The sequence below is a fragment of the Streptomyces sp. NPDC007205 genome (assembly GCF_040634095.1).
Lineage (GTDB): Bacteria > Actinomycetota > Actinomycetes > Streptomycetales > Streptomycetaceae > Streptomyces.
This window is the reverse complement of record NZ_JBEYEW010000006.1, coordinates 194,150-220,746: the sequence shown is the minus strand read 5'-3', so window position 1 is coordinate 220,746 and position 26,597 is coordinate 194,150. Positions and strand designations below refer to the sequence as shown.

Genomic DNA, 26,597 nt, shown 5'->3' with positions numbered 1-26,597 from the left:
GAGGTGTCCCTTGCGCCACAGCAAGCTCCGCAAGAAGGCGGTCACAGGTCCGGCCGCCGCAGCCCTCATGTGCGCAGGCGCCCTGCTCTGCTCCCCCGCCGCCGCGGTCACGCGGCACGATACGGCAACGCTCACCGCCGACCCCCTGGCCACCTGGCAGACGGACGGAATCGTCTGGTCCCTGGCCTACGCCCGCGGTGTCGTCTACGCCGCGGGCACCTTCGACGCGGTCCGCCCACCCGGTGCCGCCCCCGGCACCCGGCAGGTCCCGCGGCACAACTTCGCCGCGTTCGACGCCGCGACCGGCGCCCTGCTGCCCTGCGCCCCGTCCTTCAGCGACGGTGCCGGCCCGTACAGTGCCGGCACGGTGCGGGCCATGAAGGCCTCCCCCGACGGACGGGTGCTGTACGTGGGCGGCTCCTTCGGCCACGTCGGGTCCACGGGGGTGGCCAACGCGGTGGCCCTGAACACCGCCGACTGCACCCTGCGCACGGATTTCCGGCCCGCGGTGTCCGCGACCGTACGGGCCATCGAGACCACCGGCCGAGCGGTGTATCTGGGCGGCGACTTCGACCAGGTCTACGGCCAGAGCAGGACCGGCGTCGCCGCCTTGACCCCCGCGGGCTCCCTCCTGCCCTTCAAGGCGAACGTGGACCTTCCCGTCCGCGCCCTGTCGGCCGTGCCCGCGCAGCGCACCCTCCTGGTCGGAGGGGACTTCGGGTCGGTCAACGGCAGGGGGGTCCACGCCCTGGCCGCGCTGGACCTCACCACCGGGGCGACGGCCCGCACCTTTGCGGGCTGGCTGCCGTCCGGTTCGACGGTCAAGTCGATCGCACAGGACGGCTCCCGCTTCTACCTCGGCGCCGAAGGCAAGGGCCTGGGCGTGTTCGACGGACGTATCGCGGGCCGGCTCCGCGACGGCGCCATGCTGTGGAAGGACACCTGCCTCGGCGCCACCCAGGCCGTGCTGCCCCACGACGGCGTCCTCTACAGCGCCTCCCACGCGCACGACTGCTCCCGGACACCCGGCGGTTTCCCCGAGCGGGGCGTCCGGCACACCCTCCTGGCCCAGTCGGTCACCGACAGGAGGATCCTGCACTGGTTCCCCGACACCGACGGCGGACTGGGGGAGGGAGTGGGCCCCCGCACCCTGGCCATGGCCGGGGGCGTCCTGTGGGTCGGAGGTGAGTTCACCCAGGTCAACGACCGCCCGCAGCAGGGGCTCACCCGCTTCGGCGGCACCGCCCCCACAAGCGCGCCCCAGCCTCCCGCTCTCACGCTCCTGGCCGCGCTCCCGGGCAAGGTCACCCTCGGCTGGCAGGCCGCGTGGGACCGCAACACCGCCGTCCTGACGTACCGGCTCTACCGGGACGGAAAGCTCGTCTCCCGGCAGGCCGCGTCCTCCGCGTCCTGGGACCTTCCGGCCATGCGCTACACCGACTCCGTGCCCGCCGGTTCCCGCCACCGGTACGCGATCGAGGTGACGAACGGCGCCCGCACCTCGCCCCGCTCTGCCGCGCTGTCCGTGACGGTGCCCGCGCTCAGTGGCCGGACGAGCGGAGCGTGAGCTGTGACAGCGACACGCATCGGGTACGCGCCCGGCGTCTGGGACCTGTTCCACATCGGGCACCTCAGCATCCTGCGCGAGGCGCGCCGGCACTGCGACCGGCTCGTGGCGGGGCTGGCGTCCGACGAGCTGACCAGGCGCCTCAAAGGCAGGCCACCGGTGATCCCGCTGGCCGAGCGCCTGGAGATCGTCCGCAGCGTGCGGCACGTCGACGACGTCGTCGTGGAGACGCACGGGGACAAACTGCAGATCTGGAAGCAGGTCGGATTCGACGTCGTGTTCAAGGGCGACGACTGGAAGGGCACCCCCAAATGGGACATCCTCGAACGCCGTTTCGCGAAGGTCGGTGTCGACGTCGTCTACTTCCCCTACACCGTGCACACGTCCAGCACGCTACTGCGCCGGGCGCTGGAGCTGATGCAGCTCGCGGAACCACTTCACCAAGAAGGCCCCCATGAACAGGACATGAGCGACGAGGAGCAGACAGTACAGGGCAAGGAAGAGGTCCGGACTGCCCAGAAATAGAAAGCAGAGGCAGGTCGTGCCGTAGTCGACCGGCAGGAGCAGGACGGACCCCCACACCGAAGCGGGACCACCGCCCCTTCCTTCCACCACACGCCCCTTGAGCTGCTGCGTGAGAATTCCGGCGAAAAAGATCACCACCGCGGCGAGCTGGAACAGCATGGGCGCCAGCAGAAAGAGCGGACTGGGCAGGGCGAAGAAACGGTAGAACGCCACCAGCACCACCAGGTGCAGGGTGACGACCCTGACACAGTCCAGCACATGGTCCAGCCATTCACCCGACAAGGTCGCGGAGCACTGGCTCCGCGCGAGCTGACCGTCCGCGGCATCCAGGGCGAAACCCACGGCAAGGGCCACGCCGACACACACCGACATCAAGGGCTCGGGCCGCAGCAGGGCCACCGCGGCCAGGGCCGGAAAAGTGAAAAAGGCACCGAGTAGCGTCAGCTGATCAGGGGTCGCACCGAACCGGGAGGCCAGCGCCGCCATCACACGGCCGGCCGGGCGATTGACGAACCGGCTGTAGACCGACACCCCCTTCGCCGGTTTCTGCGCCGTCGACAGTTGCCTCAGCATCTCCGCGAACTCGGCCATAACCCTCCTTGGTGACACACCACGTGAGAAAGGAAGGCAACTATGACAGAACAGGGTGGCGAGATGGCCCGCAATCGTCGGCGTATTCTGCGCGGCGGAACATCACTGCTGGTCGCGGCAGCCCTGCCCGCCAACAGTGCGACCGCCAAAAGTGCGTCCTCCAGACGTGCGGACATCGGGCCGATGTCCTCGGTCAACGTCACCGATCTCGGTGCCGTGGGCGACGGGCGCACCGACGACACACAGGCATTCGAGACCGCGTACACGCTCGCCGCCGCCCGCGTCCGCGACGGTGTCGGCCGGCTGGTGGTGGAGATCCCCGCCGGCGACTTCCTCATCACGCGTCCGTACGCCCTGTTGAACGGGGTCGCCCCGCCACGGCCCGCGAACGGTCTGCGTTTTGTCGGGGCGGGCAAGAACATGACCGCCCTCGTCTTCCGCCCGGAAACCGGCCCCGGCTCCTACCTGTGCCGGAACGAGGACAGGTGGTCCAACCTCTCCTTCGAGCGCATGCAGTTCCGCTCCGCCACCCCGGGCGCTTCCTTCTTCCGTTCGTACTCCACCGGACAGGCCCAGGACTACCGGTTCTCGGAGTGCGAATGGCTCGGGGAATGGGAGTACGGGCTGGCCCTCGACGGCACCAACACCAACTCGGAGATGCTGTGGCAGGCCTGCACGGTCGCCGGCAGCTACCGCAAGGCGTTTCTCTACTCGGGGCTCACGGGACGCAGACAGGCCACACCGAACGACCAGGACCAGTTCCTGAACTACTGGTTCACCGACATGAAGGTCGAATACGAGTGGGGCAACTTCCTGGAGTTCCCCTACGGGGGATCCATTTCCTGCCGGGGCGGCTCCTACATCATCACCGGAAAACGCCCCGCGAGCACCGCGGAGTACGGCACCACCAGCACCTTCTTCCGCTTCCCGGTCAGCGAGCACCACGATTCGGTGCAGCGCTTCCACGCCCAGGACATCCGCTTCGAGGTACGCGACCCGGATGTGCGGATCATCGACTGCGTGTGGAGCAGCGGAACGGTCCACTTCACCGACTGCGACGACACCGCGAACGCCTTCAGGGAGTTCTCCGCCGAAATCCGTCCGCACCAGTACAGCGTGGGCCCGCGGGGGCCGCTGATCCGCTACGACTCCTGCCAGCTCGTGGGCCGGCACCAGTACCGGACAACCGGCCGGCAGGACAGCCAGCCGACCGTCGTCCGCTACGACATGTGCCTGCTGCGGAGCCAGCCGCAGGGCGAGTTCGCCGTCACCGACGGCCCCCGCGCGACCCCCGCCCCCTTCGTACGCTTCACCGACTGCATCGACGCCGACCCCGCCGGCGCCAGGCCCGCACCGGCCACGCCCGCCACGCCGCCCGTGCCCCCCGGTGACACCTCCCCCACGGACTGAACCCCAGCCGTCCGACTGCCTCCGGCGTGTGGGGGCCCGGGGTGTCCCGGGCCCCCACATCTGGGTACGGTGCGGCGGTGCGGCAGGGTCAGGCGATGCCGGGCACCGCCGCGTCAGACGTACTTGGTGGGCTTGACGCAGAAGTCGATGCGGGTGACGTCCGGGAACTTCCCGGTCGAGTTGGCCGGGGCGTGGAGTCCCGCGTCGGCCGCCGTGCCGTCGGGGAAGCCCGTCGAGCTGTCGTACTTGTAGACCTTGGCGCCGGTGCTGCCCGTGGCCGTGACCTGGACAGCGGCACGGTGAGCGGACGAGGGGATGCTGAAGCCGAACACCTCTCCCTGAGTACCGCTGCTGACGGTGAGCTGGAGGCTTCCGTCACCGGGGATCGCCACCGGTCCGCTCGTCGGATTGGTCACGCTGAACCCGGTCGCGCCCGCCGGGCAGACCGGAGGGGGCGGAGGCGGGGTCTGGCACGGAGTGCAGCCGGACGGGGGCGGCGTCGACGGCTGGCACGCCGAGCACCCCGATGTGCCGCTCGACTGGCACGCCGTGCACGACGACGTGCCGGTCGTCGGGCACGACTTGCACGCCTGCATGACGCGGGGAACCGCGTGGGCCGACGCGGGGCCGGCGGCGATACCGAACGCCACGGTCGCGGTCAGGCCGGCGCCGACGAGCCCCGCCCCCCAACCCGACCATCGTGACTGCGTCTTCGCTCGGGCAGCTACTCGCATAACGAGTACTCCTCCTCAATGCCTGGGTACCTGACCTCGGGTACCTGTCTCGGGTACCTGATCTCGCCCTGCGAACTCTCACGCCATTTGCATTGGCAGATCGAGATTGACCGAGTGTCCGCCGCCGGGCGTCCCCCACACTCGCACGAGTGGACTGCCGTTATGCATTACGACTCCTTTTCCTAGGCCATTTGAGCTTCAGTAAGGGCCTGAAGGGTGGAGCGCCCGCTTGTCGAATCCGGTGATACGCGGCCGGGTGTCTACTTTCGGAAAGCTTCTCGCCCCCGTATCCCTCGACCCGGGATGTTCCATGCGTCTAAGGAAAAGCACCTCCAGGACCGCCACCACGGCTTCCGCAGTGGTCCTCCTTGCAGCCGCCTCACTCACGACCGCTTCCGGCGCGCAGGCCGACCACGAAAAGACCCTGACGGCCGCCCCGTTGGCGACATGGCAGACCGACGGTGTCGTCTGGTCGGTCGAGTACGCACGGGGTGTCGTGTACGTGGGCGGCACCTTCGACAGGGTCCGCCCGCCCGGCGCGAAGCGCGGTGAGAAGGAGGTCGCCCGGAAGAGCTTCGCGGCGTTCGACGCCGTCACCGGCAAACTGCTGCCCTGTGCCCACTCCTTCACCGGGGGCGCCGGTACCGTACGGGCGCTGAAGGCATCGCGCGACGGCAAGGTGCTCTACGTCGGCGGATCGTTCGGCAGGGTCGACCGCACCGGCGTGGCCAGTGCGGTCGCGCTGAACACGGCCGACTGCTCGCTGCGCAAGGACTTCCGCCCCGCCGTGGCCGCGACCGTGCGCACCATCGAGACCACGGACAAAACGGTGTACCTGGGCGGTGAGTTCACCGTCGTCAACGGCCTGCCCAGGAAGCGCCTCGCGGCGTTCAGCCGGAGCGGCTCGCTGCTGCCGTTCAGTGCGGACATCGACGAGCCGGTCCGCGCCGTCCTGGCGGTGCCCGACCGCGGACAGGTGCTCGTCGGCGGCGCCTTCCACAACGTCAACGGCCGTCCCGAGCAGGCGCTGGTCTCCCTGGACCCCACAACCGGTGCGACCGTGCGGTCCTTTCCGGACTGGATTCCGGAACGGTCCGCGGTGACGTCGCTGGCACGCAACGGCGACCACTTCTATCTGGGAGCCGAGGGCTCGGGCACGGGCATCTTCGACGGCCGTATCGCCGGCCGGCTGTCCGACGGCACGATGGTCTGGAAGGACACCTGCCTGGGCGCCACCCAGGATCTCGTGGTGCGAAACGGCATCCTGTACAGCGCTTCCCACGCCCACTACTGCGGGCTGACACCGGGGGGCTTCCCCGACGGGCCGCGCAGGCACTTCCTCGCGCAATCGGCCGGCGACAAGCGCATCCTGCACTGGTTCCCCGACACCGACGACGGCATCGGTGAGGGGGTCGGCCCGCGGGCGCTCGCGCTGGCCGGCGACATCCTCTGGGCGGGCGGCGAGTTCACCACGGTCAACGGCACACCGCAGCAGGGCCTGACGCGCTTCGGGACCGGCCCCCGCGACGCGGCTCCGCAGGATGCTCCCCGGCTCACGAGCGACATCTCCCGCACCGGAAAGGTCACGCTCACCTGGCGCGCCGCATGGGACCGGGACGACGCGGAGCTGACCTACCGGATCTACCGGGACGGGGTGCTCGTGGCCACGCGGAAGCAGCGGTCGGCCGAGTGGGACCGGCCGGAGATGACGTACACGGATTCCGTCTCCCCCGGCACTCACCACCGCTACACGATCGCCGTCACCGACGGAACGAACACAACGCCCCGGTCGGCGCCGCTCGACGTGACCGCCTTCGCCGCCAAGTGACCGGCCGGGGCGCGGTGAGGGCGACGACGCCGAGGGGACGGTGCCCTCACGTGGTGATGGACTCCCTGCTCTGGCTGGGCACGAACGGCGTGCTGCCGCTGCCGAGCAGTTCGCGGTACACCTCGCTCACCGCGTCCCGGGTCTGCTGGACGTCGTGGGCGGCGATCACATGCGCGCGGCCCTGTGCACCCAGTGCCGCGCGCAGCGGCGTACGGCGCAGCAGTGCCGTCAGCGCCCGCGCCAGCGCGTCGGCGTCCTCCGGCGGCACCAGGCAGTGCGGCAGATGGCCGGGCGGCAGGCTCTCGCGCACGCCGTCCACGTCCGTCACGAGGACCGGCCGTGCGCACGCCATGGCCTCCAGGAGGACGAGCGCCCGGCCCTCCCGGCGGGACGGCAGGACCACCACATCGGCGGCCCGGTACCAGGGGGCGGCGTCGGCCGCCGGGCCGGCGAACTCCACCGACGCGGGCGCCGCCGCGCGCAGCCGTCCCGCGTCCGGACCGTCGCCGACCAGCACCAGCCGGGCGTCCGGCAGCTGCCGTACGACGGCGGGCCAGGCCCGCAGGAGCACGTCCTGGCCCTTCTGCCGGCACAGCCGTCCCACGCACACGACAAGGGGGCCCGCCGCGGACCGGGCGATGCTCCCCTCCGGCCGGAACCTGCGGGTGTCGATGCCGTCGGGGACCATGAGCCACTGGGCGGTGATGCCGTGCTGTTCCCCGGTACGCCGTTCCGCCTCGCTCACCCAGAGGACGCGCGCCGCCCACCGCGCCCCGAACTGCTCCCAGCGCACAGCGGCGTGTGCCTTGACGCCGTCCACGGCCTCGAACGACCACGCGTGCGGCTGGAAGACGGTGGGGAGCCGGCCGCGCACCGCGAGCCGGGTGGCGAGCCCCGCCTTCGCGCCGTGCACGTGCACCACGTCGGGACGTGCCTCGCGCAGCACCCGGGCCAACAAGGTCACTTCGCCGGGGAGTCGGGGTCCGGATGAGCGGGTCGCGTTCCACGGAAGCACCCTGCAGCCCTCCGCGCGCAGTGCGTCCGTCAGGGTGCCCCCGCGCGGGCAGGCGACACTGACCTGCAGCCCCGCGGCGAGCTGCGCCACCACCAGGTCCGTCACGAACCGTGCGACACCGCCCTCGACCGGCTGAGTGACGTGCAGGACGTGCGGCTGACGGGGAATGCGCATGACCGAGGCTTCCCTTCCGAAGAAACACTTGGGACCAGCGCAAAGCATCTAGTCCCTTTTTCCGCGGAGCCGTCAACCGTGTCGGAGGAATTCACCTGCTTGGGGGTGCGACAGACCGGCGTAATGCACGGATAATCCGATAAGAATCTCTGTGATGTCGTTCAGGATGTATGAGTTCCGGGGAACTTGTGGTCAACGGAGTTTCCCGTGGCGCCCCTCTCTCGTTAGCCCAGCGGAAGCGAGAGAAAGGAACACAATGAAGAGTCTGAAGGCTGCCGCCATCGTTGTCGGCACCCTGGCCATGGCGGGCGCCGCGGCGCCGGCTTTCGCGGCGGACGTACCGGCGCAGGGCCTCATCGATGACGGGAAGACGGTTGCCCGCACTCTCCCTCACGCAGCCGACCTCCCGACGGGCGAACTGGCCAGCGACGTCAAGAGCACGACGGAGGGCGTGAAGAGGTCGGGTGTCGTCAAGACCCCCGTCTTCGGCGGCACCCTGCCGAACCCCATCAACGGCAAGGCGCCCGCCGCACTTCCGGTTCTCAAGAACGGCAAGGCGGCCGCCGCGCTTCCGGTCCTCAAGTAGAAGACGCGCCCACCGGGCTTTCGGGTCGGCTCCGTTGTCCTCGGAGCCGGCCTTTCCTTGTACGCGGAACAGATACACGAAACAGATACACGAACAGAAAAGCCGACAGCGGCCCGCCGAGACTCGGCGGGCCGCCAGGCTTAGACCGCTCAGAACAGGAAGCCACCGACGTAGGGTGCCAGCTGCGTCTGGTCGACCGCGGCCGTGTTGCATGCGGCGTAGTGCGAGTTCGGCGCCGCGACCCCGCCGAGGACGGCACCGTTCGACCACGGCGCGATGCAGCGGCCGTCGACCAGGGAGCCGTTGACGACGGCGATGCCCTGCTGCGGAGCGTTCACGACGATCGGCGACTCCGAGAAGCCGTCGCCGCCGGTGACGGTGGTGCTGTTGTCGGCAGCAGCGGTACCGCCGGCCGCCAGGACGATGCCCGCAGCCAGGACGCTGAGGGCCGTAACCTTCTTACGCATGAGTTGCGCCTTTCGGGTGAGTGACGGGGAGGGACGTCTGCCCTGCTCCGAACCGTTCGGAGCGTGGGGAGTTCAGAAGAGCAGGCCGCCCGCGTAGCCGGCGCGCTGCGACTGGTCGACCGCGGCCGTGTTGCATGCGGCGTAGTGCGAGTTCGGCGCGACGACCCCGCCGAGGACGGCACCGTTCGACCACGGCGCGACGCAGCGCAGGTCGACGGCGTTGCCGTTGACGACGGCAACACCCTGCTGGGGGGCGTTCACGACGACCGGGGAGGAGGAAAAGCCCTTGCCGCCCGTGACAGTGGTGCAGTTGTCGGCTGCGGCGGTACCGGCGGCCGCCAGGACGACACCCGCGGCGAGGGCGGAGATGGCCGTAACCTTGTTACGCATGTGATGTCCTTTCCGGACTGCGTTTCGGGGGGTTCACCTGCTCGGAATTGCTCGAAGCAGGGGTCAGAAGAGCAGGCCGCCCTGGTATGCGGCGCGCTGCGACTGGTCGACCGCAGCCGTGTTGCAGGCGGCGTAGTGCGAGTTCGGCGGAACGACGCCGCCGAGGACGGCACCGTTCGACCACGGCGCGATGCAGCGACCATCGATGAGGGTGCCGTTGACGACAAGCACACCCTGCTGAGGGGCGTTCACGACGACCGGAGACTCCGAGAAGCCGTTGCCACCAGTGGCGTTGGTCGTGTTCGAGTGGGCGGAGGCAACGCCAGCGCTGCCGCAGACGGCGCTGAGGGCGAGTGCAGTGATGACCGCGAACTTCCTGGTCAACTCGGTTCCTTCCTGGATTCACGGTAAGCCGCGCTTACATAGCAAGAAACCGAAATATGCGGCGAAAAGTCACGCGGACACCGGGCATACCGGGCGGATTCCACCGGATGGCGGAACGGGGCCGTGCACCGATTCATAGGGAGCTGCCCGGGCCCGAAGTGAACGCCGACATGCGTCCGGCCCACTGGCAAGGAGGAATCCAGTGGGCCGGACAGGTTTGTGGCGTGTGTGCGGCACGACATCGGCGCCGGGGTGGGTGCGCGGCACTGCGGTGTCGGGTCTCTGGCGAGGGAACCGGATCAGAGTCTCAGAATCCCGGTCACGCCGACTCCTGACGGTTTCCGCGTCACCCCTGATTGAGCAGGCTACCGACCCCGGCACTGGTCGGCCCATTCAGCGGGTGGAGCTGAACGGATCCGGTTCCGAGCGGGTTTTTCACCGGAATTGCGGGCTTCTTGTTGGTGCTGCGCCCCATACCGTCCAGATATACGCCGGAGATTTTCGCGGCCTTGTTCTTGCCGGTGACCGACGACGCCTGGTTCGTGTCGAACGCGCTGCCCTTGGTGAGGTTGCCCTGCTTGGCCACCCGCATCACGGTGTCGGCCGCGGGTACGAGCGCCGGAGTCACCTCGGTCTGGGACATGAGGCCGAGCGGACCGGTCTCGTGGGCCGGCGTCTTACCGGCGGCCGAGGCCGCGACGGCGGAGCCACCCACGAGACTCGCGCCGATCGCCAACGCCGCAGTTGTGAAAACTGCTTTCTTCATGATTCACCTCACTTGAAGTTACCTCTGATCCGACAGACGCAGAACATAGCAGTCCGCAGTCCGCCCGAAGCGACGCACTACTCCATACGCATGAATGCCATGGGAGTGAAGGAGCGCATTCCCGGGTTTTACACAGAGGTATTCACATCTGGTCGGCGAATCGATTGATCGTATGGTGCTTCTAGTGTGGGAATTCCGCGGGAAAGCTACGACACCACGTCCTTTCGGGCGAACCCGCGGAAGGCCAGGGCGAAGAGCACGAGTGCATAGCTCAGGGAGATCGCCGTCCCCTGGATCATGCCGGTCCACTCGGGGTGCGGCTGGACGGTGTCGGCCCAGGCGAACTGCCAGTGCGCGGGCAGAAAGTCACGCCAGTGGCCGAGGGCGGTGACGGCGTCCAGGACATTGCCGACGATGGTCAGGCCGACCGCGCCGCCGACCGCGCCGAGCGGGGCGTCGGTCTTCGTCGACAGCCAGAACGCGAGCCCCGCGGTGACCAGCTGGGACACGAAGATGTACGCCACGGTCACCGCCAGGCGCTGCAGCGCCGTACCGGGGTCCAGCGCGCCTCCGGTGGGGATCTGCAGCGGGCCCCAGCCGTAGGCCGCCGTACCGGCGGCGAGGGCGATCACCGGGAGCAGGAGCATCGCGGCGAGACTCAGCCCGAGCGCCACGACCAGCTTGGACCACAGCAGCCGGGCCCGCGGCACGGGCGCGGCGAGCAGATAGCGCAGGGAGGACCAGCTCGCCTCCGAGGCGACCGTGTCCCCGCAGAACAGGGCGACCGGGATGACGAGCAGGAAGCCGGCCGAGACGAACAGGTTCACCGCGGCGAAGTTGGCGCCGGACGCGGTGGCCGTGTCCATCAGGGTGATCTGGTTGTTCCGGCCGCCCGGGTCACCGCCGACGGCGAAGGCGATCAGCAGCACGAACGGCAGGAGCGCGAGAATCGCGCCCATGACCAGGGTGCGGCGCCGCTTGAGCTGGCGGACCAGCTCGACCCGGAGGGGCAGGGTGTGCCGCGTCCGGTAACCGGAGGCGACCTCGGTGAGCGTGCTCATGCGGAACCTCCGATCAGGGTGAGGAAGGCGTCTTCCAGGCGGCGGTGCGCACCGACCGAGGCGACGGGCACCTCCAGCCGCACCAGCTCCACGACCAGCCGCTCGGCCGTGCCGCCGGGATCGAGCCGGATCAGCAGTCCGTCGTCGGTGCGCACCGCGGAGGCGACGCCGGGCAGCGCGGCCACCTTCTCCACGACCGGCTCCTCCACCGGGCCGGCGGTGCCGACGAGCAGGGTGTCGCCGGAGCCGACGATCTCGCCGACCGGGCCGGCCTGGACGAGCCGGCCGCGGTCCATGACGACCAGGTGGGTGCAGGACTGCTCCACCTCGGCGAGGAGATGGCTGGAGACGATCACCGTACGGCCGCCGGCCGCGTAGCGGATCATCACCTCGCGCATCTCGCGGATCTGGGGCGGGTCGAGGCCGTTGGTGGGCTCGTCGAGGATGAGCAGATCGGGCAGGCCGAGCATGGCCTGGGCGATGGCGAGGCGCTGGCGCATGCCCTGGGAGTAGGTGCGCACCGCGCGGGCGAGCGCGTCGCCGAGCCCGGCGATCTGCAGGGCCTCGTCCAGGTGGGCGTCCTCGGGCGGGCGGCCGGTGGCCTGCCAGTACAGCTCCAGGTTGGCCCGGCCGGACAGATGCGGCAGGAAGCCCGCGCCCTCCACGAAGGCGCCGACCCTGGACAGCACGGGCGCGCCGGGCCGGATGGCGTGACCGAAGACGCGGATCTCGCCGGCGTCCGGGGTGATCAGGCCCATCAGCATGCGCAGGGTGGTGGTCTTGCCCGCGCCGTTGGGCCCGAGCAGGCCGAGCACCTGGCCCTTCTCGACGCGGAAGGACAGCTCCCGCACCGCGTACCGGTCGGCGGACTTCGCGTACCGCTTGCTCAAGTCCCTGATCAGCAGCGGGACTTCGGCCAGCTCGGGATCGGGCGCGGGGCCGGCCGTACGGCGGCGGGCGGTGAGCAGCAGGGCGAGCGCGGCTCCCGCCGCGGCCACCGGCAGCCACCACACCCAGGCGGGCAGGGGCGCCGCGGCGGTGGTGACGGACGGGGCCGTCGGCACGCTCAGGTCGCTCCTGAGGGAGACGGTGTAGGTGGCCGGGGCGGCCGGTGAGGCGTAGCCGAGGTCGGTGGAGGCGAGGACCAGGCGGAGCCGGTGGCCCTTCTGCACCTCGTGGTCGATCGCCGGGAGGGTGAGCGTGACGTCCTTGCCGGCCTTGGCGCCGGCCACCCGGAAGGGGGCGACGAGCTGGGCGGGCAGCACCTGCTGGGTGCCGTCGGGGCCGACGTCGTAGACCTTGCCGAACAGGACGGCGTCGTCGCTGGTCGAGGTGAGGTGGACGGTCGCGGTCGGGGTGCCGGTGATCTGCAGGTCGCGGGTGAGCGGCGCGGAGTCGAACTTCGCGTACTGACCGGGGAAGTCCAGGGAGACGCCGAGACCGAGCGCGGACAGCCGGCTCAGGCCGCCCGTGCCGCCGAGACCGGGCAGCGCGGAGACGCCGGGCGGGCCGGCGCCGGCCGGGTTGGCGAGGTGCTGGGTGCCGCCGGTCAGGGCGATGCCGCGCGGGTGGTCGCGCAGGCCGGGGTAGGCGGCGGCGCTCGCGCCGCGCAGCTGGGCCGTGCCGTCGGTGGAGTTCACGCCTCCGGTGCGGGTGATCCGGAAGGCCGGGCCGGTGCCGGTGTTCTCGTCGCCCTTCAGATACCGGTCGAACCACGCACGCACGCGTGCCTGGTCCCGGCCGGTCTCCATGTCGCCGCCGTCATGGCCGCCCGCGATCCAGTCGACGTCCACGGGGGCGCCGTTCGCCCGGATCGCCTTCTGCGCCGCGTCGGACTGGGCGAGGGTGAACAGGGAGTCCGTCTGGCCCTGCATGAGCAGCGTGGGCACCTTGATGCGGGAGCCGACGGCGGACGGTGAGCGGGCCTCGAGTATCTGGCGGGCCGCCGCGTCCGGGGTGCCGGACTCGGCGACCCTGTCGTACATCCGGCACAGCGCCGGCTCGAAGCGGTCGCAGCCGCCGCCGGTGTTGACGAAGACACCGGCCCACAGCTTCTTGAAGACGCCGTTCGGGAACAGGGCGTCGGCGAGGTTCCAGTAGGTGATGGCCGGGGCGATGGCGTCGACCCGGTGGTCGTATCCCGCGGCGAGCAGCGAGACCGCGCCGCCGTAGGAGCCGCCGGCCATGCCCACGCGCGGGTCGCCCGGCTTGTCGAGCCGGACCTGGGGCTGCTTCGCCAGCCAGTCGATGAGCCGGGAGACGTCGGCGACCTCGCCCTTCGGGTCGTTGAGCCCGATCCTTCCGGTGGACCTGCCGAAGCCGCGCGCGGACCAGGTCAGGACCGCGTAGCCGTCCCGGGCGAGGTCCTCGGCCTGCTCGCGCAGGTCGTCCTTGCTGCCGCCGAAGCCGTGCGCCAGCAGGACCGCGGGGTGCCGGCCGGCGGTGGCCGGGGTGAAGAACGACGTGTCCAGGCGGACGCCGTCCACCGCCATGAGCTGGTCGGTCCTGTGCACCGGGGGCGCGTCACCGGATGCGGCGGCCGTCCAGGTGCCGGCACCGGCGAGCACCACGACGGCGGCCGCGGCGGCGAACAGCCGGCGCGGCCCCTTGAGCAGCCCCCGCACGGAAGGCACCCGAAGATCCATGCACTCAACGGTACGGGCGGCCACCGACAACCGGGGCAGCCGGTGGGCTGAATGCCGGGCCCTCCCCGGGGACTACGGGGCGGGCCCGGCGTACAGCAGGCGCGGTACGGCAGCCTTACGCCACCGCCTCCTCTGTCTGCATGTCCTCCGGCAGGGACACCAGCCAGCGGGTCTCGCGGCGCGGGCGGAGGTAGAAGGCCCAGTAGAGGGTGGCGACGGCGGTGATGCCGCCGGTCCACCACAGGTACGACGGGTCCTGCTCGGCCAGGATGTAGACGAGGACCGCGATCAGCAGGACCGGCATGGCCGGCCACAGCGGCATCCGCCACGCCTGCCTGCCGCCGTGCGCCCCGCGCCGGGCGAGCAGCGCCGCCACCGCGACCAGCAGGTACAGGCCGGTGACGGCGACCCCGGTGACGCCGTAGAGCGTGTCGAGGTTGACGAAGCAGAGGAAGGCGCCGGGGACGCCGACGACGAGGGTGGCGACCCACGGGGAGCCGAACCGGCCCAGCTTGGAAAGGGCCTTGTTGACCGGCGCGGGCCAGGCCTTGTCGCGGGCGGAGGCGAACAGGACGCGGGAGTTCTGGATGACCATGACGATGCCCGCGTTGATGATCGCGAGGGCGACGCACAGGCTGACGAAGGTGCCGACGGCCGAGTTGCTCCAGGCGATGACCATGCTGCTGATGTCGCCGCCGGTCAGGCTCTTCAGGTCACCGGCGCCCACGGTGATCGCGGCGACCGGCACCAGGATGACCACACTGGAGATGGCGAGCGTCGCGAGGACGGTACGGGCGACGTTGCGGCGCGGGTTCTCCAGTTCCTCGGAGAGGTAGACGGCGGTGGAGAAGCCCTGGGTGACGAAGAGGGCGATGGCGAGCCCGGAGACGACCATCATGGCCGTGACGGGGTTGACGTGCGCGTGCTCACCGGCGACCTGCAGCGAGCCGAGGCTGCTCACCCCGCGGTGCGGGTGACTGAAGCCGAGCACGGCCACCACACCGGCGGCGACGACCTCCAGCACCAGGAAGATGCCGGTGATCCAGGCGTTGGCGCGCAGGTCCAGCAGGCCGGCGAGGGTGGCCGCGATCATCACGCCGGCGCCCGTCCAGGACGGGTCGAGGTGGATGACCGGGGCGAGGTAGTCCGCGGTGCCCATCGCGATGACCGGAGGGACGATCATCACGACGAGCAGTGACATCACGAAGGCCAGCCAGCCGGCGAGCCGCCCGGCCAGGGTGGAGACGATGGCGTACTCGCCGCCCGCGCTGGGGATGAGGGTGCCCAGCTCCGAATAGCAGAACGCCACGGGGATACAGAGCAGCGCGCCGATGGCGATACAGAGCGCCGTCGCGGTGCCCAGGCTGGAGAACAGGTCGGGCACGATCACGAAGAGCGTGGAGGCGGGCGTGACGCACGAGAGCGTGAGCAGGGTGCCGCCGACGATGCCGATCGAACGCTTGAGCTTCTGTGGGCTGTCAGAAGCGTCTACGACGGCTGTGTCGACAGGGCGGAGCGTGTCGGTCATGCGGCGGTTCCGATCGACTCGTGTGACTGAGGGTGGGGCCCGGGAGCGCTATCGCCTCCGGCGGATCGTCGTACGCTCACTCGTCCGCTCCCGGCGCTGAATAGAGAACCCCCACGAAAACCGCCGCGTCAATGGGTGTTCACCTACGGAATCCGCAGCAAAATCGCGATCTACAAACCGAATCACGCGCCAATTGCTCCGGGTGCCGTGCCTTTTCCGGGCGTACGGGAACCGCAGCACCCCGCCGTAAAAAAATGAGGCCGTCCGTATAACGGACGGCCTCGGCGGCGCTCGCGACGCCACTCAGTGGTTGCGCGGGAAGCCCAGGTCCACGCCCGCCGGGGCGTCGGCCGGGTCGGGCCAGCGGGTGGTGACGACCTTGCCGCGGGTGTAGAAGTGCGTGCCGTCGTTGCCGTAGATGTGGTGGTCGCCGAAGAGCGAGTCCTTCCAGCCACCGAAGGAGTGGTAGCCGACGGGGACCGGGATCGGGACGTTCACGCCGACCATGCCCGCCTCGATCTCCAGCTGGAAGCGCCGGGCCGCGCCGCCGTCCCGGGTGAAGATCGCGGTGCCGTTGCCGAACGGCGAGGCGTTGATGAGGGCCACGCCCTCCTCGTACGTGTCGACGCGCAGGACGCACAGCACCGGGCCGAAGATCTCGTCCTGGTAGGCCTTGGCGCTGGTCGGCACCTTGTCCAGCAGCGAGATGCCGATCCAGTGGCCGTCCTCGAAGCCCTCGACGGTGTGGCCGGTACCGTCCAGGACCACCTCGGCACCCTCGTCCGCGGCCCCGGAGACGTACGACGCCACCTTGTCGCGGTGCGCCTTGGTGATCAGCGGGCCCATCTCGGACGCCGGGTCGTTGCCCGGACCGATCTTGATCTTCTCGGCGCGCTCGCGGATCTTCTCCACCAGCGTGTCGCCGATCGCGCCGACCGCCACGACGGCCGAGATGGCCATGCAGCGCTCGCCCGCCGAGCCGTACGCCGCCGAGACCGCCGCGGCCGCCGCCGCGTCCAGGTCGGCGTCGGGCAGCACCAGCATGTGGTTCTTGGCGCCGCCGAGGGCCTGCACGCGCTTGCCGGCGGCGGAGGCCGTGGTGTGGATGTAGCGGGCGATCGGGGTCGAGCCGACGAAGGAGACGGCCTTGACGTCCGGGTGCTCCAGGAGGCGGTCGACGGCCACCTTGTCGCCGTGCACGACGTTGAACACGCCGTCCGGCAGCCCGGCCTCGGCCAGCAGCTCGGCGATCCGGACCGACGCCGACGGGTCCTTCTCGCTCGGCTTCAGCACGAACGTGTTGCCGCACGCGATGGCGATCGGGAACATCCACATCGGGACCATCGCCGGGAAGTTGAACGGCGTGATGCCGGCGACGACACCGAGCGGCTGGCGGAGGGAGGAGACGTCCACGCGGCTCGCGACCTGCATCGACAGCTCGCCCTTCAGCTGGACGTTGATACCGCAGGCCAGGTCCACGATCTCCAGGCCGCGCGCCACCTCGCCGAGCGCGTCCGAATGCACCTTGCCGTGCTCGGCGGTGATCAGCTCGGCGATCTCGTCGCGGTGGGCGTCGAGCAGCGCGCGGAACGTGAAGAGGATGTTGGTCCGCTGGGCCAGCGAGGACTGACCCCAGGTCGTGAAGGCGTCCTTGGCGGCCGCTACCGCCGCGTCCACCTCCTCGACCGACGCGAACGCGACCTTCGTGGTGACCGCGCCGGTCGCCGGGTCGGTGACCGGCCCGTACGTGCCCGACGCGCCTTCGACGGTCTTCCCGCCGATCCAGTGGTTGACGATCTTCGTCATGCCCAGAGACTCCTTCTCACAGATGGCGGCGTCGGGTCGAGACGTGCCGTTCGTACAGCTCACGTGCCTTGACCGCGGACGGTCGGGTCGCGGTCTCGGCCACAGGAACATCCCACCAGGCCTGCGCCGGAGGCGCGCCCGACACAGTGTCGGACGTTTCGGTCTCCACGTAGACACATGTGGGAGTGTCGGCGGCCCGCGCCTCGGCGAGCGCCTCGCGCAGGTCGCGTACGGTCTTCGCGCGCAGCACCCGCATGCCCAGGCTGGCCGCGTTCGCGGCCAGGTCCACGGGCAGCGGGGCGCCGGTGAAGGTGCCGTCGTCCGAGGTGTAGCGGTAGGCGGTGCCGAACCGCTCGCCGCCCACCGCCTCCGACAGCCCGCCGATGGACGCGTACCCGTGGTTCTGCACCAGCAGGACCTTGATCGCGATCCCCTCCTGCACGGCGGTCACGATCTCCGTCGGCATCATCAGATACGTGCCGTCGCCGACCAGCGCCCATACGTTCCGCTCGGGCGCGGCGAGCTTCACGCCGAGCGCGGCCGGGATCTCGTAGCCCATGCAGGAGTAGCCGTACTCCAGGTGGTACTGGTCCGCCGACCGCGCCCGCCACAGCTTGTGCAGGTCACCCGGGAGCGAGCCGGCCGCGTTGATGATGATGTCGGACTCGTCCACCAGGGCGTCCAGGGCGCCGACGACCTGCGGCTGGGTCGGCCGTACGTCGATCTCCTCGGCCTCGAAGCAGGCGTCGACGCGCTGCTCCCAGCGCTCCTTGTCCTCGCTGTACTCGGCGACGTACGCGTCCGGCACCTTGTGCCCGTGCATCGCCAGCGCCTCGGTCAGCTCGCCCAGGCCGCTGCGGGCGTCCGCGATCAGCGGGAGTCCGGCCAGCTTGTGGCCGTCGAAGGGCGCGATGTTGAGGTTGAGGAAGCGGACGTCCGGGTTCTCGAAGAGGGTGCCGGAGGCCGTGGTGAAGTCGGTGTACCGGGTGCCGACGCCGATCACCAGGTCCGTGGTACGGGCCAGTTCGTCGGCGGTCGCGGTGCCGGTGTGACCGATGCCGCCGACGTCCTGCGGATGGTCGTAGCGCAGGGAGCCCTTGCCGGCCTGGGTGGAGGCGACCGGGATGCGGGTGGCGGCGGCGAACTCGGCGAGGGCCGCCTCGGCGCGGCTGTGGTGGACGCCGCCGCCCGCGATGACCAGCGGCCTGCTCGACGTGCGGATCGCGCGGACCGCCTCGGCCAGCTCGGTCGGGTCCGCGCCCGGCCGTCGTACGGTCCACACGCGCTCGGCGAAGAACGCCTCCGGCCAGTCGAAGGCCTCCGCCTGCACGTCCTGCGGCATCGCGAGCGTGACCGCGCCCGTCTCCACCGGGTCGGTCAGGACCCGCATCGCCTGGAGGGCCGACGGGATCAGCGCCTCCGGCCGGGCGATGCGGTCGAAGTACTTCGACACCGGGCGCAGGGTGTCGTTGACCGACACATCACCCGCGTACGGCACCTCCAGCTGCTGCAGGACCGGGTCGGCGGGGCGGGTGGCGAAGACGTCGCCGGGCAGGAGCAGCACCGGGAGGTGGTTGACGGTGGCCAGGGCGGCGCCCGTGACCAGGTTGGTCGCACCCGGGCCGATCGACGTGGTCACCGCGTGCGTGGACAGGCGGTTCGACTGGCGGGCGTAGCCGACGGCCGCGTGCACCATGGACTGCTCGTTGCGGCCCTGGTGGTACGGCATCACATCGGCGTACTCGATCAGTGCCTGGCCGATCCCCGCGACATTGCCGTGGCCGAAGATGCCCCAGGTCGCGCCGATCAGCCGCCGCCGTTCGCCGTCGCGTTCGGTGTACTGGGCGGCGAGGAAACGGACGAGTGCCTGGGCGACGGTCAGCCTGATCGTCATCGGTAGCCCCCTGTGCTTTCTACGTGGTCGGGGTGGAAGCAGATCCGCCACTCCCGGGTCTCGCCCGGACCCGCCATGACGTTCAGGTAGTACATGTCGTGGCCGGGCTGGGCGATGGACGGGCCGTGCCATCCGTCGGGGACGAGGACGGCGTCGCCGGAGCGGACCTCGGCGAGGACGTCCGCGCCGCCCTCGCGCGAGGGGAACACGCGCTGATAGCCGAGACCGTTCGGGCCGTCGATCTCGAAGTAGTAGATCTCCTCCAGCTCGGACTCCTCGCCGGGCCGGTGCTCGTCGTGCTTGTGCGGCGGGTACGAGGACCAGTTGCCGCCCGGCGTGATCACCTCGACGGCGATCAGCTTGTCGCAGTCGAAGGAGTCGGCGGAGGCGAAGTTGCGCACCCGGCGGGCGCACGTGCCGCTGCCGCGCTCCTCGACGGGGACCTCCGGCGCGGGGCCGTAGCGGGCGGGGAGTCGTCGCTCGCACTTCGCTCCTGCCAGGGCGAAGCGGCCTCCCGCGCCGGAGGCGATCTGGACCCGGGTGTCCCGGGGCGCGTACGCGAAGTCGGTCACGTCCGCGAACACGCTGCCCCGTCCCAGGAGTTGGAACTCGCTCTGCTCAATTTGTACGGTACATCCGCCTTGCAGCGGAAGCACGATCCACTCGCTGTCCCCGGTGGTGAACGTATGGCTGCCGCCGGGCGCCAACTCGACGACGCGCAGGCTGCTGTGCGTCCAGCCGGCCGCCTTGGGGTCGATGTCGACGGCGTACTGGGCGTTCGCGGTGGCACCCCGGGGCAGGTGCAGGTCGGTGCTGGTCATACGGCCCTCACAGCAGTCCTACGGCGGTGTCCACGGCGGCGGCCACGTCGCCGTCCGCCGGGTACAGCAGTGAGCGGCCGACCACCAGGCCGCGCACAGTGGGAAGTTGCAGCGCGCCGCGCCACTTCTCGTACGCCTTCTCCTGGTCGTCTGCGACATCGCCTCCGAGGAGCACGGCCGGGAGGGTGGAGGTCTCCATCACGCGGGCCATGTCGTCGGGGTTCTCGGTGACAGGGACCTTCAGCCAGGTGTAGGCGGAGGACCCGCCGAGGCCGGAGGCGATGGCGATGGACTTGGTGACCGCGTCGGCGGACAGGTCGTTGCGCACCTTTCCCTCGGGGGTGCGGCGGCTTATGAACGGCTCGACGAAGACCGGCAGCCGGCGCGCGGCCATCTCGTCGATGGCGCGGGCGGTGGACTCCAGGGTGGTCAGTGAGCCGGGGTCGTCGTAGTCGATGCGCAGCAGCAGCTTGCCCGCGTCGAAGCCGAGCCGCTGGAGGTCCTCGGGGCGGTGCCCGGTGAAACGGTCGTCCAGCTCGAAGCTGGCCCCCTGCAGTCCGCCGCGGTTCATGGAGCCCATGACCACCTTGTGGTCGAGGGCGCCGAGCAGCAGCAGGTCGTCCAGGATGTCGGCGGTGGCGAGCACCCCGTCGACGCCGGGCCGGGACAGTGCCAGGCAGAGCCGTTCCAGCAGGTCGGCACGGTTGGCCATGGCGAGTTTGCGGTCGCCGACGCCGAGCGCGCCGCGGGCCGGGTGGTCGGCGGCGACGATCATCAGCCGGCCGCGGTCGTTCAGCAGCGGGCGCCGGGCGCGGCGGACGGCGGCCTCGGCGATCGCCTCCGGGTGGTGGGTGCGGACGCGGACGAGTTCGGCCACGTCGACCCGGAAGCGCGAGGAGCCGGCGGCGCCCTCGCGGCGGGGGGCCGTGGGAGCGTCGGTGCCCGCTCCGCCCTCGGTGTGCGTGCCCGCGACCCGGCCGGCCCTCACAGCACCGCTCCGGCGTCGAGCGCGGCGGCCACCTCGTCCGGGGTGGGCATCGCGGAGGAGCACTCCAGGCGGGAGGCGACGATGGCACCGGCCGCGTTGGCGTGCCGCATGATCGTCTCCAGGTCCCGGCCTTCGAGGAGGCCGTGGCAGAGGGAGCCGCCGAAGGCGTCCCCGGCGCCGAGGCCGTTGAGGACATGGACGGGCAGGGGCGGTACCTCGGCCGAGTCGCCGTCGCGGCTGACGGCGAGCACACCCTTCGGCCCCTGTTTGACGACGGCGATCTCGACGCCGGCCTGGAGGAGCGCCCGGGCCGCCGCATGCGGGTCGCGCACGCCGGTCGCGACCTCCACCTCGTCCAGGTTTCCGACGGCGACGGTCGTGTGCTTCAGGGCCTCGGCGTAGAAGGGGCGGGCCTCGTCGGGGTGGGTCCAGAACATGGGCCGCCAGTCGAGATCGAAGACCGTCGTGCCCGCCTTCGCCCGGTGGGCGAGCGCCGCGAGGGTGGCCGTACGACTGGGCTCCTCGCTCAGGCCGGTACCGGTGACCCAGAAGATACGGGCCGCACGGATGGCGTCGAGGTCCAGCTCATGGGCGTCGATCTCCAGGTCGGGCGCCTTGGGCTGCCGGTAGAAGTAGAGCGGGAAGTCGTCCGGCGGGAAGACCTCGCAGAAGGTGACCGGGGTCGGCAGCCCGGGGACCGGGGTCACCCAGCGGTCGTCGACGCCGAAGCCGCGCAGCGCCTCGTGCAGATAGGCGCCGAACGGGTCGTCGCCGGTACGGGTGATCACGGCCGTGTGCCGGCCGAGCCGGGCCGCGGCGACCGCGACGTTCGTCGCCGACCCGCCGAGGAACTTGCCGAAGGACGACACCTGGGCGAGCGGGACACCGGTCTGCAGCGGGTAGAGGTCAACTCCGATCCGCCCCATGGTGATCAGGTCGTAGGCCATCGGCTTCCCTTCGTCGTGGCTCTCCCCGGCTTTCTAGTCCCGCACGCCGAGCCCTGTCAATGTTTTGTCCAGACATTCGGACCAGATGTCATTGTCACCCTCCTCCTCGCTGTCCCGCATCGGCGCGGCCAGTGCCCCCGGCGTACGCCTTTGCGGCGGCTGTGTCACAAACACCCCGTCCGCGTCACACATGTCACATGTACGCCGGTTGTGCGTCACACCTTCTCGACAGGCACTGTCCTCCGGTCACTCTGCGTCGTTCACCGGACACAGGCTTGGTGATCGCCAGCGCAGTGCCCGGCTCCCCCGACGACCGCTCCCGGTCGCCGCTGCGGCGCGCGCAGGGAGGTGCAACTCATGACCGACCAAAGGCTCTGGTCCTACAAGGAGATCGCGGCGCACATCAGAGTGCAGCCGGACACCGTACGGTCCTATCGCAAGCACGGGCTGCTGCCCCCGCCCGACCATGTGGAGGGCGGCAAGCCCTACTGGTACGCCGACACCGTCCGCGCCTGGGTCGCCTCCCGGCCCCGCAACCGCGGCCGCCGGCCGGACTGACTGCTCGTCATTCGACTGCGCCCCATCTGCCGGGTGGGGCACAGTCATGCCATGAGCTTCTCCGTCAAACCCACCCTGACCGGCCGGAAGACCGTCCTGCGGCCCTTCGCCGAGGCCGATGCCGACATCATGTGGGAGATCATCGCCGACCCCGAGGTCATCCGCTTCACCTTCGAGCCGTCCACCGAACTCACCCGGGAGCGGCTGCAGTCCTGGTACGGCTCCCGGGCCACCGCCCCCGACCGTCTCGACCTGGCCGTCACCGACCCCGAGACCGGCGAGGTCCTGGGCGAGGTCGTCCTGTACGACTACGATCCGGCCGCCCGGAACTGCACCTTCCGCACCCTCATAGGCCCCCGGGGCCGCGGCCGGGGCATCGGCACCGAGGCGACCCGGCTGATCGTCGGGTACGGCTTCGAGCAACTCGGCCTGCACCGTGTCCAGTTGGACGTGTACGGCCACAACGCGCGGGCCCGGCGGGTCTACGAGAAGGCCGGTTTCGTGGTCGAGGGCGTACGGCGGGAGGTCCAGCAGCGGGACGGCGCCTGGGCCGACGAGGTGATCATGTCGATCCTGGACCGGGAGTGGGCCGCTCTCGGTTCCACGGGGCGATGACCGTGACCCCCGCTCCCGGTGCCGTACCCATCGCGGCGAGGGCCGCGGGTGTCGCGTCGAGCGTGATGGTGGACGTCACCAGGAGGTCGGGGCGCAGGACGCCGGAGCGGACCAGACCGAGCATGCCGGGGTAGGTGTGGGCGGCCATGCCGTGACTGCCGAGCAGTTCCAGCTCCAGGGCGATGGCGCGGGCCAGCGGAACGGGGGTGGTGCCGTCGGCCGAGGGCAGCAGCCCCACCTGGACGTGCCGGCCGCGTCTGCGCAGGCCGTTCACGGAGGCCGCGCAGGTGGCGACCGAGCCGAGGGCGTCCAGGGAGAGATGGGCACCGCCCTCGGTCAGCTCGCGGACGGCGGCGGCCGGGTCGGCGGCATCGGTCGCGTCCACGCACTCCGCGGCGCCGAACCTCCGCGCCAGGGCGAGGGCTTCGGGTGACACGTCGACGGCGGCCACGTGTGCCCCCGACGCCGCCGCGATCATCACGGCCGACAGCCCGACCCCGCCGCAGCCGTACACCGCGACCCACTCCCCCGCCGCCACCCGGCCCTGCTGCACCACCGCACGGAAGGCGGTGGCGAAGCGGCAGCCGAGGGCGGCGGCGGTGGAGTACGCCATGCCGTCCGGGATCGCCACCAGATTGACGTCGGCGTGGTCGAGCGCGACGTACTCGGCGAAGGAGCCCCAGTGGTGGAAGCCGGGCTGGGTCTGGCGTTCGCACACCTGCTGGTCGCCCGCGGCGCAGGCCGGGCAGGTGCCGCAGGCGCAGACGAACGGTACGGTGACCCGGTCGCCGGGCCGCCATCCGGTCACCCGGGAGCCCACCGCCTCGATGACACCGGCAAGTTCATGCCCCGGCACGTGCGGCAGCGTGATGTCGGGGTCGTGGCCCATCCAGCCGTGCCAGTCGCTTCGGCAGAGGCCCGTCGCCTCGACCCGCACGACAACTCCGTGGTCGGCCGGTCGGGGGTCGGGCACCTCTCGCACCTCGGCGGGGGCGCCGTGTCGTTCGAAGACGACGGCTCGCATGCGCGCTCCTTTCGGGAACCTCCGCGAAGACTAGGTCCTTCGAGGGTCACCCTCGCTGACACCGAACCGCTCGTGGAAGCGCCGCAACGGCGCCGGCGCCCACCAAGTGGCCCTCCCCGTGAGCCGCATGATCGCCGGTACCAGCAGACTCCGGACGACCATCGCGTCCATCAGAACGGCGAGCGCGATGCCCAGGCCGAGCATCTTCGTGTTGGTCACCCGGGACGTGCCGATCGCGACCATCACCACCGCGAGGATGACCGCCGCCGCGGTGATCAGCCCGCCGGTGCGCTGGAGTCCGTGCCGTACCGCCGCGTCGTGGTCGCCCGTGCGGTCGTACTCCTCCTTGATGCGGGAGAGCAGGAACACGCCGTAGTCCATGGAGAGCCCGAAGGCCACGCAGAACATCAGCACGGGCAGGGTGGTCTCGATGGAGCCGGAGCTGGTGAAGCCTAGGGCGTCGGACAGATGGCCGTCCTGGAAGACCCAGACCACGGCGCCGAACATCGCGGTCAGGCTGAGCGCGTTGAGCACCACGGCCTGCACGGGTATCAGCACGCTTCCGGTGAGCAGGAAGACCAGCAGGAGGGTGACGACGGCGATGAACGCCGCCGCCCAGGGCAGGCGCTGGGCTATCGCGTGCCTGGTGTCGACGAGGACGGCAGCCGTGCCGGTCACTTCGGCCTTGAAGGGGGCGTGCAGGGCGCGCAGGTCGCCGACCAGGCGCTGGGCCGCCTCGTCCACGGCCTCTCCCTTCGGCCGCACCGCGAAGTAGGCGGAGTTCCCCTTGACCAGCGGGCCGTCGACCCGGGCCACCTCGGGCAGGGCGGCCATCCGCTGCTTGTACGCGGCGTACTGGGACTCGGTGGCCCTGCCCTCAGCGAGGACCTCCAGGCCGCCGCCGGGGCTGCCGGGGAAGCCTTCCCTGATGTGCTCCTGCACCACGTGGGACTCGGCGGTCGAGGGAAGCTGGCGGTCGTCGGCGGTGCCGAACCTCACTCCCAGGAAGGGCAGTCCGAGGGTGACCAGCAGGACGGTGGTGCCGAGGGCGAAGAGCGGGGCGCGGCGCATCACCAGACCGGCGGTCCGTGCCCAGGCCGTCCCCTCGGCGGGCTTCGGATCGCGGCGTCGGCGCAGGAGGCGGCGCAGATCCAGGGAGTTGACCCGGTGGCCCAGCAGGACCAGTGCGGCCGGGAGCAGGATCAGGGCGGCGGCCGCGGCGAGCAGGACCACGGCGATGCCGGCGTAGGCGAAGGACCGCAGGAAGTACTGCGGGAAGACCATCATGGCGGCCAGGGACACCGCCACGGTGAGGGCGGAGAAGAGCACCGTGCGCCCGGCCGTGCGCAGGGTGGCACCGACCGCGGTCAACGGGTCTGCGCCCGTGGACAGTTCCTCGCGGTAGCGGCGGACGATGAAGAGGGCGTAGTCGATGGCCAGGCCGAGGCCGAGGGCCGTGGTGAGGTTGAGCGCGAAGACGGAGACGTCGGTGAAGGCCGTCATGCCGCGCAGGACGGCATTGGTGCCGACAATGGCGACGATGCCGATGCCGAGCGGCAGCAGGGCGGCGACGGCGCTGCCGAAGACCATCACGAGCAGGACGAGGGTGATCGGCAGGGCGATCAGCTCGGCGCGGGTCAGGTCCTCCTTGATGATCGTCTGCATCTCGTGCCGGACGGCGACGATGCCGCCGAGCTTCACCTGGACCGGGCCGTGCGTGCCCCGGTAGTGGGGTGCGATGCGGTCGAGCGTTCTGCCCATCGCGGTCTCGTCGCCGGTGATGTGCGCGGCGATCAGCGCCTCATGGCCGTCCTTGGCGCGCAGGGCCGGTGACCTGCTCTGCCAGTAGGAGCCGACGCCGGTCACACCCTTCTCCCCCGCCAGCCGGCCGGCCAGGTCGCGGGCCTCGGCGGCGACCGCCGGATCGTCGACCGAGGCGCGGCCCGAGTCGACCAGGAGCAGCAGATTCGGCTGGGAGGCGGGGAACTCGCGCTCCAGCGCCTTGGTCGCGTACGTCGACTCGGCGGCCGGGTCCTCCCAGCCTCCACTGCCGAGGCGGTCCGCGACCCCGCCGCCGGCCAGCACGGCGAGCGCCGTGAGCAGCAGGGCCACCAGCAGCGACAGGCGTGGCCGCGCGGTGACCAGGCGGGTGTAGCGGCCGGTGCGGGGCGGCGCCTCCTCCGGCGCCCCCTGCGCTGTCCGCGGTGGCGTGTTGACTTCGGTCATCTTGCGGTGTCCCCTTCACCACGAACCGTGCCCGCACGGACAGGCGG

Annotated in this window: 23 protein-coding genes and 1 pseudogene; 7 read left to right on the top strand and 17 right to left on the bottom strand. The window is 70.8% G+C overall.

Annotated features, from left to right (window positions below; translation table 11 throughout):
• Positions 1–10 precede the first annotated feature (10 nt).
• Both ABZ624_RS13585 and ABZ624_RS13580 read left to right on the top strand, forming a co-directional pair.
• On the top strand, positions 11–1,567 hold the full coding sequence (locus tag ABZ624_RS13585; RefSeq protein WP_360086626.1) for a fibronectin type III domain-containing protein: 1,557 nt from the start codon (positions 11–13) through the stop codon (positions 1,565–1,567).
• Between the two features lie 3 nt (positions 1,568–1,570).
• Positions 1,571–2,092 carry an adenylyltransferase/cytidyltransferase family protein gene (locus ABZ624_RS13580; protein WP_360086623.1) on the top strand — a complete coding sequence of 174 codons (522 nt, stop codon included), beginning with the start codon at positions 1,571–1,573 and terminating at the stop codon, positions 2,090–2,092.
• Here the strand turns inward: ABZ624_RS13580 and ABZ624_RS13575 are convergent.
• A pseudogene (locus tag ABZ624_RS13575) lies at positions 1,979–2,683 on the bottom strand (CDP-alcohol phosphatidyltransferase family protein); the annotation flags it as partial. The gene ABZ624_RS13580 and the pseudogene ABZ624_RS13575 sit on opposite strands and share 114 nt — an antisense overlap.
• A gap of 42 nt (positions 2,684–2,725) precedes the next feature.
• On the opposite strand from ABZ624_RS13575, the gene ABZ624_RS13570 reads away from it, so the two are divergent.
• A complete protein-coding gene (locus tag ABZ624_RS13570) occupies positions 2,726–4,093 on the top strand; it encodes a glycosyl hydrolase family 28-related protein (protein ID WP_360086620.1) in 1,368 nt (455 codons plus the stop codon).
• Positions 4,094–4,206: 113 nt separating this feature from the next.
• Here ABZ624_RS13570 and ABZ624_RS13565 read toward each other — a convergent pair whose 3' ends face one another.
• Positions 4,207–4,509, bottom strand: coding sequence for a hypothetical protein (locus ABZ624_RS13565; RefSeq protein WP_360086617.1), 303 nt, complete (start codon positions 4,507–4,509; stop codon positions 4,207–4,209).
• Between the two features lie 628 nt (positions 4,510–5,137).
• Here ABZ624_RS13565 and ABZ624_RS13560 point away from each other — a divergent pair.
• On the top strand, positions 5,138–6,655 hold the full coding sequence (locus ABZ624_RS13560; RefSeq protein ID WP_360086614.1) for a fibronectin type III domain-containing protein: 1,518 nt from the start codon (positions 5,138–5,140) through the stop codon (positions 6,653–6,655).
• A gap of 46 nt (positions 6,656–6,701) precedes the next feature.
• On the opposite strand, the gene ABZ624_RS13555 is transcribed toward ABZ624_RS13560, so the two are convergent.
• Entirely contained in the window at positions 6,702–7,844 is a 1,143-nt protein-coding gene (locus ABZ624_RS13555) for a glycosyltransferase (RefSeq protein WP_360086611.1), read from the bottom strand.
• 256 nt (positions 7,845–8,100) lie between these two features.
• Here ABZ624_RS13555 and ABZ624_RS13550 point away from each other — a divergent pair, with 256 nt between their 5' ends.
• Positions 8,101–8,430, top strand: coding sequence for a hypothetical protein (locus ABZ624_RS13550; RefSeq protein WP_360086608.1), 330 nt, complete (start codon positions 8,101–8,103; stop codon positions 8,428–8,430).
• Between the two features lie 149 nt (positions 8,431–8,579).
• On the opposite strand, the gene ABZ624_RS13545 is transcribed toward ABZ624_RS13550, so the two are convergent.
• From ABZ624_RS13545 to iolC, 12 genes are all read right to left on the bottom strand, one after another.
• On the bottom strand, positions 8,580–8,897 hold the full coding sequence (locus tag ABZ624_RS13545; RefSeq protein WP_360086605.1) for a hypothetical protein: 318 nt from the start codon (positions 8,895–8,897) through the stop codon (positions 8,580–8,582).
• A 72-nt stretch (positions 8,898–8,969) separates the two neighbouring features.
• Positions 8,970–9,287, bottom strand: coding sequence for a hypothetical protein (locus ABZ624_RS13540; RefSeq protein ID WP_360086602.1), 318 nt, complete (start codon positions 9,285–9,287; stop codon positions 8,970–8,972).
• A 63-nt stretch (positions 9,288–9,350) separates the two neighbouring features.
• Complete coding sequence (locus tag ABZ624_RS13535) at positions 9,351–9,671, bottom strand: hypothetical protein (RefSeq protein WP_360086599.1); 321 nt, start codon at positions 9,669–9,671, stop codon at positions 9,351–9,353.
• 346 nt (positions 9,672–10,017) lie between these two features.
• Complete coding sequence (locus ABZ624_RS13530; RefSeq protein ID WP_360086596.1) at positions 10,018–10,437, bottom strand: hypothetical protein; 420 nt, start codon at positions 10,435–10,437, stop codon at positions 10,018–10,020.
• Between the two features lie 206 nt (positions 10,438–10,643).
• Positions 10,644–11,498, bottom strand: a complete 855-nt coding sequence (locus ABZ624_RS13525) for an ABC transporter permease (protein ID WP_360086593.1) — start codon at positions 11,496–11,498, stop codon at positions 10,644–10,646.
• Complete coding sequence (locus ABZ624_RS13520) at positions 11,495–14,143, bottom strand: CocE/NonD family hydrolase (RefSeq protein WP_360086590.1); 2,649 nt, start codon at positions 14,141–14,143, stop codon at positions 11,495–11,497. The genes ABZ624_RS13525 and ABZ624_RS13520 overlap by 4 nt, the downstream gene beginning before the upstream one ends.
• Before the next feature lie 115 nt (positions 14,144–14,258).
• Positions 14,259–15,671 (bottom strand): APC family permease, encoded by a 1,413-nt coding sequence (locus ABZ624_RS13515; protein ID WP_360086587.1) that lies wholly within the window; start codon positions 15,669–15,671, stop codon positions 14,259–14,261.
• Between the two features lie 303 nt (positions 15,672–15,974).
• Positions 15,975–17,477, bottom strand: a complete 1,503-nt coding sequence (mmsA, locus tag ABZ624_RS13510) for a CoA-acylating methylmalonate-semialdehyde dehydrogenase (protein ID WP_360086584.1) — start codon at positions 17,475–17,477, stop codon at positions 15,975–15,977.
• Positions 17,478–17,493: 16 nt separating this feature from the next.
• Positions 17,494–19,371 (bottom strand): 3D-(3,5/4)-trihydroxycyclohexane-1,2-dione acylhydrolase (decyclizing), encoded by a 1,878-nt coding sequence (gene iolD / locus ABZ624_RS13505; RefSeq protein WP_360086581.1) that lies wholly within the window; start codon positions 19,369–19,371, stop codon positions 17,494–17,496.
• Entirely contained in the window at positions 19,368–20,192 is an 825-nt protein-coding gene (gene iolB, locus ABZ624_RS13500) for a 5-deoxy-glucuronate isomerase (protein WP_360086578.1), read from the bottom strand. The genes iolD and iolB overlap by 4 nt, the downstream gene beginning before the upstream one ends.
• 7 nt (positions 20,193–20,199) lie before the next feature.
• Positions 20,200–21,069, bottom strand: coding sequence for a deoxyribose-phosphate aldolase (locus ABZ624_RS13495; RefSeq protein WP_360086952.1), 870 nt, complete (start codon positions 21,067–21,069; stop codon positions 20,200–20,202).
• Positions 21,070–21,176: 107 nt separating this feature from the next.
• Entirely contained in the window at positions 21,177–22,127 is a 951-nt protein-coding gene (gene iolC, locus ABZ624_RS13490; RefSeq protein WP_360086575.1) for a 5-dehydro-2-deoxygluconokinase, read from the bottom strand.
• 357 nt (positions 22,128–22,484) lie between these two features.
• Between iolC and ABZ624_RS13485 the strand changes: the two genes are divergently transcribed.
• Both ABZ624_RS13485 and ABZ624_RS13480 read left to right on the top strand, forming a co-directional pair.
• Complete coding sequence (locus ABZ624_RS13485) at positions 22,485–22,685, top strand: MerR family transcriptional regulator (protein WP_360086572.1); 201 nt, start codon at positions 22,485–22,487, stop codon at positions 22,683–22,685.
• A 51-nt stretch (positions 22,686–22,736) separates the two neighbouring features.
• Positions 22,737–23,300, top strand: a complete 564-nt coding sequence (locus ABZ624_RS13480) for a GNAT family protein (protein ID WP_360086569.1) — start codon at positions 22,737–22,739, stop codon at positions 23,298–23,300.
• Here ABZ624_RS13480 and ABZ624_RS13475 read toward each other — a convergent pair.
• Complete coding sequence (locus ABZ624_RS13475; protein ID WP_360086566.1) at positions 23,248–24,324, bottom strand: zinc-dependent alcohol dehydrogenase family protein; 1,077 nt, start codon at positions 24,322–24,324, stop codon at positions 23,248–23,250. The genes ABZ624_RS13480 and ABZ624_RS13475 overlap by 53 nt on opposite strands.
• Before the next feature lie 30 nt (positions 24,325–24,354).
• On the bottom strand, positions 24,355–26,550 hold the full coding sequence (locus ABZ624_RS13470) for an MMPL family transporter (protein WP_360086563.1): 2,196 nt from the start codon (positions 26,548–26,550) through the stop codon (positions 24,355–24,357).
• Positions 26,551–26,597 lie beyond the last annotated feature (47 nt).